The sequence below is a fragment of the Flavobacterium sp. genome (assembly GCF_031537875.1).
In the GTDB taxonomy this organism is placed as follows: Bacteria; Bacteroidota; Bacteroidia; order Flavobacteriales; family Flavobacteriaceae; genus Flavobacterium.
Window position 1 is genome coordinate 221233 of sequence record NZ_JAVKNB010000010.1, and the last position, 12912, is coordinate 234144.

General features: G+C 35.6%; 10 protein-coding genes and 1 pseudogene. 3 read left to right on the plus strand and 8 right to left on the minus strand.

Annotation, left to right across the window (positions count from 1 at the left end; translation table 11 throughout):
- Positions 1-59: 59 nt before the first annotated feature.
- Positions 60-2488 (minus strand): annotated as a pseudogene (locus RMR09_RS06210) (TonB-dependent receptor plug domain-containing protein).
- 223 nt (positions 2489-2711) lie between these two features.
- Between RMR09_RS06210 and ychF the strand changes: the two are divergent.
- The 3 genes from ychF (at position 2712) to RMR09_RS06225 (ending at position 8581) form a co-directional block, all read left to right on the plus strand.
- Complete coding sequence (gene ychF / locus RMR09_RS06215) at positions 2712-3806, plus strand: redox-regulated ATPase YchF (RefSeq protein WP_310594933.1); 1095 nt, start codon at positions 2712-2714, stop codon at positions 3804-3806.
- Positions 3807-3991: 185 nt separating this feature from the next.
- Positions 3992-5845: a DNA topoisomerase IV subunit B gene (locus RMR09_RS06220; RefSeq protein WP_310594934.1), complete on the plus strand. Its 1854-nt coding sequence runs from the start codon at positions 3992-3994 to the stop codon at positions 5843-5845.
- 27 nt (positions 5846-5872) lie between these two features.
- Positions 5873-8581: a DNA gyrase/topoisomerase IV subunit A gene (locus RMR09_RS06225; RefSeq protein WP_310594935.1), complete on the plus strand. Its 2709-nt coding sequence runs from the start codon at positions 5873-5875 to the stop codon at positions 8579-8581.
- A 50-nt stretch (positions 8582-8631) separates the two neighbouring features.
- Here RMR09_RS06225 and RMR09_RS06230 read toward each other — a convergent pair whose 3' ends face one another.
- From RMR09_RS06230 to RMR09_RS06260, 7 genes are read right to left on the minus strand one after another with little or no spacing between them, the layout of a single operon-like run.
- Positions 8632-9399: a TerC family protein gene (locus RMR09_RS06230; protein WP_310594936.1), complete on the minus strand. Its 768-nt coding sequence runs from the start codon at positions 9397-9399 to the stop codon at positions 8632-8634.
- 11 nt (positions 9400-9410) lie between these two features.
- On the minus strand, positions 9411-9797 hold the full coding sequence (locus RMR09_RS06235; RefSeq protein ID WP_310594937.1) for a DNA topoisomerase IV: 387 nt from the start codon (positions 9795-9797) through the stop codon (positions 9411-9413).
- 2 nt (positions 9798-9799) lie between these two features.
- Positions 9800-10372, minus strand: coding sequence for a pentapeptide repeat-containing protein (locus tag RMR09_RS06240; RefSeq protein ID WP_310594938.1), 573 nt, complete (start codon positions 10370-10372; stop codon positions 9800-9802).
- Positions 10372-10593 carry a DUF6095 family protein gene (locus RMR09_RS06245; RefSeq protein WP_310594939.1) on the minus strand — a complete coding sequence of 74 codons (222 nt, stop codon included), beginning with the start codon at positions 10591-10593 and terminating at the stop codon, positions 10372-10374. The genes RMR09_RS06240 and RMR09_RS06245 overlap by 1 nt, the downstream gene beginning before the upstream one ends.
- Positions 10594-10597: 4 nt before the next feature.
- A complete protein-coding gene (gene murQ / locus RMR09_RS06250; protein WP_310594940.1) occupies positions 10598-11419 on the minus strand; it encodes an N-acetylmuramic acid 6-phosphate etherase in 822 nt (273 codons plus the stop codon).
- 37 nt (positions 11420-11456) lie between these two features.
- Entirely contained in the window at positions 11457-12125 is a 669-nt protein-coding gene (locus RMR09_RS06255; protein ID WP_310594941.1) for a ZIP family metal transporter, read from the minus strand.
- Positions 12125-12889 carry a class I SAM-dependent methyltransferase gene (locus tag RMR09_RS06260; protein ID WP_310594942.1) on the minus strand — a complete coding sequence of 255 codons (765 nt, stop codon included), beginning with the start codon at positions 12887-12889 and terminating at the stop codon, positions 12125-12127. The genes RMR09_RS06255 and RMR09_RS06260 overlap by 1 nt, the downstream gene beginning before the upstream one ends.
- Positions 12890-12912: the final 23 nt, after the last annotated feature.

Below are 12912 nucleotides of genomic sequence, written 5' to 3' on the forward strand. Positions count from 1 at the left end.
TAAGTATAAAAAAAATCCTGAGCATTTGCTCAGGATTTTTTTGTTTGTAAAGTATTGTATTAGAATGTAAATCCTAATCTAGTATAGTAATACGCTCCGCTGAATCCCATTTGAACAGCATCCCAGTATCCACCAGCTTCAGTATTTCCTTGCTCATCTTGTTTGTCTGGATAGATGTTAAACAAATTGTTAGCTCCAACACTTAATTTTAATTGTTTAGATAATTTGTATCCAACAGTCAAATCAGTAACTACTTTTGCAGAATACACATCTTCTTCATCAGCATAATCATATAATACTACTTTGCTGAAACGAGTGAAAGCCATACCAGCATCTAATTTTTTTCTTGAGTAATTCAAGTTCAAACCAAATTTGCTTTTTGGAGCAGAAGCCAATAAGAATGCTTTTTCTCTTTTTCCAAAGAAAGTACCTTCATCTAAACACCATTTTTAACATTAGTAATTGACATGTCATTGATGTTACCTACTAAAGTAGCGCCAAATCTTGACTCACCAATTGTTTTTTTCCAAGCTAATACTAAATCAACACCTGCTGTTTTAGTATCTACTGCATTGGTGAAAAATTGAGCTGCAGAAACTCCAAGGTTTAATGCAGAAGCATCGAAATAACCTGTTAATACGATTCTGTCTTTTACATTAATAAAGTAGCCATCAACAGTAGCTGTAAATGCTCCAAAATTAGCAGTTACGCCTAAAGATCCGTTTACCGCTTTTTCTTCGTTCAATTTTTTAATTCCGAAAGCCTGAGTTACAGGGCTGTCATTTGGAGCAAGAAGTACTTCGGTAGCTCCAGCAGAACTAAAGTTAGTAAAGTGTAAGTTGTAATATACTTGTGCCAATGAAGGCGCTCTAAATCCTGTGCTTAATGACCCTCTGAAGTTGATATTGTCAGTAGCTTTCAAGCGAGCAGCAATTTTTCCGTTTAAAGTGCTTCCAAAATCACTGTAATTTTCATAACGAACCGCAGTACTTACTAACAAACTTTTAGTAACGTCAAATTCAGCATCAGTATATAAAGATACATTGCTACGATTTTTCTTTACTTCGTTAGCAGGACTATAACCAGGAAAACCTTGTGAACCTCCAGGTCTTAATTCTCCTGAAATTGGATCTACCGGTGCTGTTTGAGTCAAAGGATTTGTGATAGGTAAACCGTGAGTGTCGTAAGTAGCATAAGAACCAACTTCTCCAGCAAAAATGCCAAATTGTTCTGTTCTGAATTCTGCTCCAAAAGCTAAGTTCATTCCATTTAATACAGAATCATAGTTTTTAGAGAAATCTAAATTAGTCGTGTTTTGACTTAAGCTATGTCCACCTGCATCAAATTGAGTAGGAGAAGCTCCTTGTAATGAAGCATTAAGTGTTCCTTTAATGTAATAGTGGAAAAGGTTTTTTCCGAAAGTATTACTTAAATCAATTTTCCATCCACTTGCTGTTTTAGTTCTAAAACCAGCTGCAACTGAATTATCAATAATTTTAGAAGTAATTCTTGGGGTATAACCTCCAGGATAAATTGATTCTACCACTCTTTCTCCATCATTTCTTGTAAATGCGTAAGCATCAGTGTCTCTGTAATTTCTTCCTCCAAAAGCATAAAATTCTGATTTGTCAGAAACAGGTAATACCATATTTCCGAAGAAATTGAAACCTTGAATTCCTGCTTCTCCAAAACCTTTTCTGAAATCATATCCAGGACGTAATGTTTTTTCTTTATTTAGGTATTCTCCAGTGAAGTTTACAAAACCTCCTTTTTTACCCAAAGCAGTACCGTAATTAGCACTTACTTTTAGAGATTGTCCGTCAAAATTTTTGTATTTTCCAACTGTATTCCCATTTCCGTTTTGATCCAAAAAGTAATTTTTAGTATTGGTCGTTCCTGGTAAAAAGTTACCTTGAGCATTGGTGTTGAACGCTCCATAAGTTACAGCTCCTGTCAATTGGTCAATATTGTCATTTAATACAATATTAATAACTCCAGCAATGGCATCTGAACCGTATTGTGCAGCTGCTCCATCTCTCAAAATTTCGATTCTTTTAATTGCAGAAGCAGGGATAGCATTCAAATCTGTTCCTGTATTTCCACGACCTCTTGTTCCAAATAAATTGATTAATGAAGATTGGTGTCTTCTTTTACCATTAATTAAAACCAAAGTTTGGTCAGGTCCCATACCTCTTAAAGAAGCTGGATCTACGTGATCGGCTCCATCAGAACCTGATTGTTTGTTGGCATTAAATGAAGGTGCAACGTATTGTAATAATTCGTTGATTTCTAATTTACCACTTTGTGTGGTTACATCTTTAACGTTGATAACGTCAATAGGTACAGCAGAATTCACTACTGTTCTTTTCGTATTTCTAGAACCTACAATTTGAACTTCTTTTAATTCTTGTGCTTTAGAATTGGTGTTTTCCTGAGCAAACAGACAAGTCAAATTGAATAACAATAAAAGTAAGCTGTACTTTTTCATAAATAAATTTGGTTTGGTTTTTATTTGGTTTAAATCGGGTGCAAGATACTAATTTTGTGAATAATAGTAAGTGGAATTCCTGTTTTAGTGCGAATTTTATAAAGAATGTAAGAATTCTATGTTTTTGTTTAACGAAACTTTTTTTAATTCTATATTTGCACACTTTAAAAAAGGAATTGCAAAATTTTGTGGTTGTTGACCACTATTTGAAAATAAAATTATCATGAAAGCAGGAATTGTAGGATTACCAAATGTTGGAAAATCAACTTTATTTAATTGTTTGTCTAATGCCAAAGCGCAAAGTGCCAACTTTCCGTTTTGTACTATTGAACCTAATATTGGTGTAGTAAATGTTCCTGATTCGAGAATGGCTAAGCTAGAAGAATTAGTAAAACCAGAACGCGTACAAATGGCAACGGTTGATATTGTTGATATTGCGGGATTGGTAAAAGGGGCAAGTAAAGGAGAAGGTTTAGGAAATCAGTTCTTGGGAAATATTAGAGAATGTAATGCAATTATCCACGTTTTACGTTGTTTTGATAATGATAATATTGTTCACGTAGATGGTAATGTAAACCCGATTCGTGATAAAGAAACAATTGATATCGAATTGCAATTAAAAGATTTAGAAACGGTTGAGAAACGCTTGGAAAAAGTAAATCGTGCCGCTAAAACCGGAAATAAAGAAGCGCAAGCAGAGCAATCGTTATTAAACAGAATTCGCGAAGCTTTATTGCAAGCAAAATCAGCTAGAACGGTTGTTCCAGCTAATCAGGATGAGGAGGAATTAATGGAAAGTTTTCAGTTAATTACTAATAAACCTGTATTGTACGTGTGTAATGTAGATGAAAATTCAGCGGTAAACGGAAACAAGTATGTAGATCAGGTTCGTGAATTAGTAAAAGACGAAGATGCTGAAGTGATTATTCTTTCTGTAGGTGCTGAAGCGGATATTAATGAATTAGAAAGCTACGAAGAGCGCCAAGTGTTCTTAGAAGACATGGGGTTGACTGAACCGGGTTCGTCAGTTTTGATTCGTGCGGCTTATAAATTATTGAAACAACAAACGTATTTTACAGCTGGTGTGAAAGAAGTGCGTGCTTGGACTATCAATATTGGGGCTACTGCACCACAAGCTGCGGGAGTTATTCATACTGATTTTGAAAAAGGATTCATTCGTGCGGAGGTAATTTCGTATGAAGATTTCATTCACTATGGTTCGGAAGCAAAATGTAAAGAAGCAGGTAAATTCAAGGTGGAAGGAAAGGAATATGTAGTAAAAGATGGTGATGTAATGCACTTTAGATTTAACGTGTAGTCAATCAAATTATAGTAATAAAACCGCTAAAGTAATTTAGCGGTTTTTTTGTTTCTCTGCTTCGTAAATCGTACCTCGTAAATCGTACTTAGTATTGTCAATATCATTCTTAATAACTTTGACTTAGGCTTGTTTTAATTTTTGTCAAATTAGCTTACATTAGCACCAAATCGATACTTTTTAAAATGTCCGAACAAAATCAATACAACGAAGATAATATTCGTTCGCTCGACTGGAAGGAACACATCCGTATGCGTCCCGGTATGTACATTGGGAAACTGGGTGACGGTTCTTCGCCAGATGATGGTATTTATATCTTACTCAAGGAAGTACTAGACAACTGCATCGATGAGTTTGTCATGGGTGCTGGGAAAACTATAGAGGTCACTATTAAAGACAAGATGGTCACCGTTCGCGATTACGGTCGTGGAATTCCATTGGGTAAAGTGGTAGATGTAGTTTCCAAAATGAATACAGGAGGTAAATACGATTCTAAAGCCTTCAAGAAATCGGTAGGTTTGAATGGAGTAGGTACCAAAGCGGTAAACGCGCTGTCGAATTACTTTCGTGTAGAATCGGTTCGTGACAACCAACAAAAAGCAGCAGAATTCTCGGCGGGGAATTTAGTTTTGGAAGAAGAAGTGCAAGAATCAACCAAACGTAAAGGAACTAAAGTAGCCTTTATTGCTGACGAGCAGATTTTTAAAAACTACAAATACCGTAACGAGTATGTGGTAAAAATGTTGAAGAACTATTGTTACCTCAACACGGGTTTAACCATTTATTACAACGGCGAAAAATACTATTCGGATAACGGATTGAAAGATTTGTTAGAAGAAACTATTACTGAAGAAGATTCGGTCTATCCAATTATTCACTTGATAGGTGAAGATATTGAAATTGCATTAACGCATAGTAAATCGCAATATTCAGAAGAATACCATTCGTTTGTCAACGGACAAAACACGACTCAAGGAGGAACGCACCTGAACGCTTTTAGAGAAGCGGTGGTAAAAACCATTCGGGAGTATTACAACAAAGGTTTTGAAGCTTCTGATATTCGAAAATCAATTGTTTCGGCAGTTTCGATCAAAGTAGAAGAGCCAGTTTTTGAAAGTCAGACTAAAACCAAATTAGGTTCTACAGATATTGGTCCGAATGGGCCAACAGTTCGTACGTTTGTTCATGATTTTATTACGACCAAATTGGATAACTTCTTGCACAAAAATCCAGAAGTTGCTGATTTATTGTTACGTAAGATTTTACAAGCAGAAAGAGAGCGTAAAGAATTGTCAGGTATTCGAAAATTAGCCAAAGACCGTGCTAAAAAATCAAGTTTACACAATAAAAAATTGCGTGATTGTCGCGTGCATTTGCCCGATATTAAAAATCCACGTTATTTAGAAAGTACTTTGTTTATTACTGAGGGGGATTCGGCTTCAGGTTCTATTACTAAATCGCGCGATGTGAATACTCAAGCAGTATTTAGTTTGCGTGGTAAGCCGTTGAATTCGTATGGAATGACGAAGAAAATTGTGTACGAAAACGAAGAATTTAATTTACTTCAAGCGGCTCTGGACATCGAGGAATCCATGGAAGATTTGCGTTACAACAATATCGTAATTGCTACCGATGCCGATGTCGATGGAATGCACATTCGCTTGTTGTTAATTACGTTTTTCTTGCAATTTTTTCCGGAGCTAATCAAAGACGGCCATTTGTATATTTTGCAAACACCTTTGTTCCGTGTTCGTAACAAGAAAGAAACCATTTATTGTTACAGTGAAGAAGAACGCGTGAATGCCATTGAAAAATTAAAACCAAAACCAGAAATCACCCGATTCAAGGGGTTAGGGGAGATTTCGCCAGACGAATTCAAGCACTTTATTGGAGCAGACATTCGATTGGATCCTGTAATGTTAGACAAAGCAACCTCAATTGAAACACTATTGGAGTTTTATATGGGTAAAAACACACCTGATCGTCAAACGTTCATCATCAATAATTTGAAGGTGGAATTAGACGTAGTGGAGAAATAAAAAAATACTGAAAATAATTCAGCATAAATGAAAGACGAAGAAGAAGATAACATCATTCCAAACGAAGACGAGACCAACGATTCTTTGGAAACAACAGCAAACGAAAACGAAGAAGGCTTTGACGACATCGTTTCTTTTGGTGGAAATCATTTTTATGAAAATAATGAAAACCCCGAAGATACGATTACTAAAGTTACAGGAATGTACAAAGACTGGTTTTTGGACTATGCTTCGTATGTAATCTTGGAGCGTGCCGTTCCTGCTATTGAAGACGGTTTCAAACCTGTACAACGCCGTATCATGCACTCTATGAAAGAGTTGGATGACGGTCGATACAATAAAGTTGCCAATATTGTTGGACATACCATGCAGTATCATCCACACGGAGATGCGAGTATTGGTGATGCCATGGTGCAAATAGGTCAAAAGGATTTGATTATCGATATGCAAGGAAACTGGGGTAACATTCTTACAGGGGATAGTGCAGCAGCTTCTCGTTATATCGAAGCCCGAATCAGTAAGTTAGGACATGATATTTTATATTCGCCTAAAATTACCCAATGGGGAATGTCGTATGACGGTCGTAGAGCTGAGCCTATCAATCTGCCTGTAAAGTTCCCATTATTGTTAGCACAAGGAGCAGAGGGAATTGCGGTAGGTCTTTCGACCAAAATTTTACCTCATAATTTCAATGAATTAATTGATTGCTCTATCAAAGTATTGAAGGGTAAATCATTCACACTATATCCAGATTTTCCAACAGCGGGTATTGCAGATGTTTCTAATTACAATGATGGTTTGCGTGGTGGACGAGTGAGAGTTCGTGCCAAAATTGCTCAATTAGACAAACAAACGTTGGTGATTACTCAAATTCCATTTTCAACTAATACTTCAACTTTGATTGATAGTATTTTGAAAGCGAATGAAAAAGGGAAAATCAAAATCAAGAAAATTGAAGATAACACGGCTGCTGAGGTAGAAATTTTGATTCACCTTCCGCCAGGAGTTTCACCAGATAAAATGATTGATGCGTTGTACGCATTTACAGCTTGTGAAACTTCAGTAGCGCCTTTAGGTTGTGTTATTGAAGATAATAAACCATTGTTTATTGGTGTTTCCGAAATGTTGAAAATTTCAACCCATCGCACGGTTGATTTGTTGAAACGGGAATTGGAAATCCAATTGGACGAATTGGAAAACAAATGGCATTTCTCTACACTAGAAAAAATCTTCATTCGCGAAGAAATGTACATTGATTTCAAATTGTATGGAGACAGAGAATCGTTATACAAATATATGTATGACCGATTTGAACCTTTCAAAAAATCCTTTGTTCGTGAAACAAACGATGACGATTTGCAAAAATTGACGCAAATTCCAATGATTCGTATTACACGTTTTGACTCGGATAAAGCCGATGATGCTATTGCGAAGTTGGAAGCTGAAATGGAAGAAGTGAAACATCATTTGGATAACATTATCGACTTTACCATTGACTTTTTCCAAAAACTAAAAGACAAATATGGTAAGGGGCGTGAACGCCAAACTGAGTTGCGTAGTTTTGATACAATTGAAGCCACAAAAGTAGTTTTACGTAACACCAAATTGTATGTCAATAGAGAAGAAGGATTCTTAGGAACAGGGCTTAAAAAAGACGAATACGTTGCCGATTGTTCGGATATTGATGATGTGATAGTTTTCCTTCGCGATGGAAAAATGATGATTACCAAAGTGGATGAAAAGAAATTTATAGGTAAGGACATTATTCATATTGCGGTGTTTGACAAAAACGACAAACGTACCATTTATAACATGATGTATCGCGATGGTAAAAATGGTTCTACCTTTATCAAGCGTTTCAATGTTTCGGGAGTAACTCGTGATAAATTCTATGATTTAACGCAAGAAAATGCAGGATCAATGGTCTTGTATTTTTCAGCTAATCCAAATGGAGAAGCTGAGGTTGTGACTATTTTATTGCGTCAGGTAGGAAGTGTAAAAAAATTAAAATGGGATGTTGATTTCTCTGATATCGCGATTAAAGGACGTGCTTCGAGAGGAAATACCGTTTCTAAATATCCAATTAAGAAAATCGAGTTGAAGGAGAAAGGAATTTCGACTTTACGACCAAGAAAAGTTTGGTTTGACGATACAGTTCAACGATTGAATGTAGATGGTAGAGGAGAGTTGTTAGGGGAATTCAAACCGAATGATCGCTTATTGATTATCAATCAAACGGGTAAACTAAAAACGATAATTCCAGAGTTGACTACACATTTTGACGAAGACATGATTGTATTAGAAAAATGGAATCCAAAGAAACCTATTTCTACCATTTATTATGACGGAGAAAAAGAACGTTATTTTGTGAAACGTTTCTTGGTAGAGAATGAAAACAAAGAAGAATTGTTCATTACCGAACACGAAAAATCACAATTAGAAATTGTTTCAACAGATTGGCGTCCAATGGCAGAAATTGTTTTTACCAAAGTGAAAGGTGTTCAAAAAGAGAATCAAACCATTGATTTGGAACAATTCATCGCTGTAAAAGGAATTAAGGCTATTGGTAATCAATTGACGACTGATAAGCTAAAACAAGTGAATCTACTAGAGTCTTTGCCTTATGAAGAACCTGAAGAAGAAGTGGAAGAGTCAACTTCAGAAGAATTAGGTGAATTGGAAGACATTCCAACTGATACAGATGACGATGGTCAAATTACTTTGAGTTTAGATTAAGCATAAAAAAAGCTCCTTTTCAGGAGCTTTTTTTATTGATAAAGACAAGATTATTTTTTCTTGATTTTCATATTAATCATTTCTACCACTAAAGAGAAAGTAATGGCAAAATACAAATACCCTTTAGGTAGTGGTGTTACATGATTTCCGAAGATTAAAGCGTCAGATAAATGCGCACTTTCGGTAAGTAACATCATTCCAATTAGGATTAAGAAAGCCAATCCTAAAATTTGTATCGAAGGATGTTTATTTACGAAACTTCCAACTGGAACTGCAAATTGCATCATAATAAATACTGAAATCACTACCGCCGTAATCATAATATACAAAGCGCCTTCGACACCATTAGTCATCCCCACAGCCGTTAAAATACTGTCAAAAGAGAATACTAAATCAATCATAATGATTTGTAAAATCACGTTTTGAAAGGATTTCGTAGCTGCTTCTTTGATGTCTTTTTCTTCTTCCCCTTTTTCATCTACTTTCTCACGGATTTCATTCGTGCTTTTGTAAATTAAGAACAAACCTCCTAACAATAAAATAATACTTTGCCCAGTTATTCCCGCAGAGAACCAACTTAATTCAATATGAAACCAAGGTTCTTTCATTTGGATTAATAAATTGATTCCAAATAAAAGCGCAATACGCATAAACATAGCTAAAAACATACCTAATTTCGTGGCTTTTTTACGCTTTTCTAGAGGTAGTTTCCCGGTAGCTATAGAAATGAAAATGATATTGTCAATTCCTAATACAATTTCTAGAAAGGTTAAGGTTAAAAGCGCTATCCATGCATCTGGATTTAAAAATACTTCCATTTTAGTTGGGTTTATTTGGTGTTGATTTCTCCAATTTTAGTAACAGTTCCACGTTGTTTCGTATCTACGCCTACCATTCCAAATTCAAAGGTATAGGAATTTTTTGAGGTAGTCAAAATCTTCATGCTAATCGCACTTTTTTCTTGATTGTTTTTTGGGTGTTTTTTACGCAATACATATTCACAATCGCTTATCCAACGTACAATTGCAGTATCTCTTTTTCCTTCAAAAGTTTCGATTTCGATGCTGTCATTGCGTTCGAAAAAAGTGACTTTTTTTACGCCGTCTACTTCGTGTTCAAATTTGAATTTTCCTGTTTTGAAGTCTTTGCAGTTGTATTCGGTGTTGTAACAAGATACTACTAATAGAACCGAAAGTAAGCCAAGTATTTTTTGCATAATTATTCTATTTTGATATCATATTTATCTAAAAGTCCCACAATACCTTGAGTGGAAAATTTTGCTTTTTTCATCGGGTTGTATTCGGGGTCAATTTTGTAATTGTAAGCTGATCGAAAATCAGCACCTGCTAATTGGGTATCATTAAAAATAGCGTTGTCCAAATTGCAATTGTCAAAAATGGCATTGTTTAATTGGGTGCCAATGAAACCGGTCTCTTTCATAGAGCAAGCTATGAAATTCGTTTTAGGCATTTTTTTATTGGCAAACGAAGCATAATCTAAAACACATTCTTGAAAACTCACTTGAAATAGAAAATCAGCACAAGTATTAAAATGAATGCCTAATAATTTACAATTTTTAAAGTGAACTGTTTTTAGACTCGTTCCTATAAAACTGACCATAGATAAATTGCAATCAATGAATTCGCAATCTATAAAAGTGTTGTTGCTTAAATCAGAATTCGCGAAATCACAATTTTTAAAAACACAGTCTTCAAATTCCCGATGATTGATTCGGCCGTTGAGGACAACTACTTTTTCAAATGTTTTTTGGATGTTGATGAGGTTTTCCATTAGTCGTTGAATAAACTTTTCATAATGGTTTTTAGTCCGATAAATAGACAATATACGCCAAAAATACACAAGCCAATTCCTACAGCTAAAACCAAATAATGCCAGTTATTTTTTTGGTTCATAAAGGCATTATGTATTACGGCAGGGCCCAGAAATAACAAAGGTAAAGCACCCGATAAGTATTTGAGGGCTTTCGCCAAAAGGTCTTTGTTGGTAGCCATGAGTTTAGTGTTTTTGCGAATTGTAAAAGTCCACTGCTTTTCTAACACTTCCCATTTGGCTTAGCAGTTGGCTTCCTTCTTCGTATGAAACAGGAATTTCACTCATGATCATTTTGACACCACGATCGACTAATTTAGCATTACTCAATTGCATATCAACCATTTTATTTCCTTTTACTTTCCCTAACTGAATCATTGTAGCAGTAGAAATCATATTCAATACTAATTTCTGAGCCGTTCCAGCTTTCATACGGGAACTTCCCGTTACAAATTCAGGTCCTACGATCACTTCAATTGGAAATTGAGCCGTTTGCGACAGCGGACTTCCTGCATTGCAAGAGATACTTCCAGTGATGATGTTATTTTCGTTACAGGCTTGTAACCCACCAATGACATACGGAGTTGTTCCTGATGCGGCAATACCAATTACCACATCACTAGCATTGATGTTATGTTCTTGTAAGTCAATCCAAGCTTGTGTAGCATTATCCTCAGCATTTTCAACTGCACGGCGAATGGCTTTGTCTCCTCCTGCGATAATTCCATTGACCAAATCAAATGAAACCCCAAAGGTTGGAGGACATTCGGATGCATCTACAATTCCCAATCGACCAGAAGTTCCTGCTCCAATATAGAACAATCGGCCTCCTAATTTCATTTTAGCCACAATTTGAGTTACTACGATTTCAATAGAAGGCAATGCTTTGGCCACAGCCAATGGTACGGTTTGGTCTTCTTGATTGATGTTGAACAGTAATTCTTGTACTGACATTTTTTCTAAATGTTCGTATTTTGAGGCTTGTTCTGTAGTTTTAGTAAAAGTCATTTGTTTTATTTTTATCTGGGGCTATTTACATTAAAAATTATATAAAATACGCCAAGGCAAATCCCAATACAATCATCGATATTTTAGCGATATTGAATTTGTGTCCTTCGCTACTTTCAAAGATGATAGTAGACGAAATATGAAACAAAATTCCAATGACTATGGCAGTGATTTCGGTATAATACGCATTCAAGATAGGCAAGTAGTCAGAAATTACAGTGCCTAAAGGTGTCATTATTGCAAAAGTAATCATAAACAGAAAAATTGCTTTTTTATCGAGATTGGAATTGATGAAAAATGTTGTTAAAATAATGGCAATCGGTAAGTGATGAATGGCAATACCTAAGGCCAAATCGTGATGGTGTCCTACAGGAAATCCTTCGGCTAAGGCGTGAATGCAAAGACTGATGAATAATAGCCAAGGAATATGTTCCATTTTGGAGTGACCGTGTACATGACCGTGTTCTGCCCCTTGAGAGAAATATTCTAAAATAATTTGGAACAAAATACCCATCATAATGAATAGCCCGATTCGGGTATTATGACTTTCGTAAATTTCGGGTAACAAATGAATCACGGTTAGCGACAACAAAAAAGAACCGCTGAACGCTAAAAGCAATTTGAGTTTCGCTTTGTTTTTCGGTCGGATAACCAAAGCAAAAATGTATCCTAATACTACAGAAAGTAGGGGTAAAAGATAATTCATTATTTAAAAATCATGATTAATCGTTCGCTTTCGGTTTTGTGAAATTTCTTCAATTTATAATCTCCAAAGATATCCAATAAATAAATACCTGCTTTTTCCATCATATCTTGAAAATCTTGCAAAGTCAAGGATTGTACTTTTTCAGTGAAGTGAAAAGATTCGCCTTGGTCTTGAAATGCAATTTCTTTGAAAATATGCCCGTCTTTGACATAGCGTTTGATGTGGAAATCAATCCCATCCACCGTTTTGGTTTCTTCAGGAACTAAGTTGGCAATTACTTGATTCACATTCATAAAATCAATCACAGCAAAACCGTGTTCGGTCAAGCTTTCTTTGATAGCAATTAGCGTTTTCAGGTTATCAGCGTCGTTTTCAAAATAGCCAAAACTGGTAAATAAATTGAAAATAGCATCAAATTGATTGTCGAATTTTTCACGCATATCATGCACCTGAAAGTGCAAACTGCTATTGCTGTTTTTGCTCGCTTCGGCAATACTGTTTTCTGATAAATCAGCACCGATGACATCAAAGCCTAATTGGTTCAAGTAAATCGCGTGACGCCCTTTTCCGCAAGCTAAATCCAACACTTTGGCTTTCTCAGGAAGATTAAGATAGTGTGTCAAATTATCCATGAAAATTTGTGCTTCACGGTAATTGCGTTCCTTGTATAAAATATGGTAATAGGGTGTATCAAACCAGGAAGCAAACCAGTTTTGAGTTGGCTTTTGAGCATCTAATACAGCTGGTTTAGAATCTTCAGACATTTATTCTTTTTCAATTAATTCAA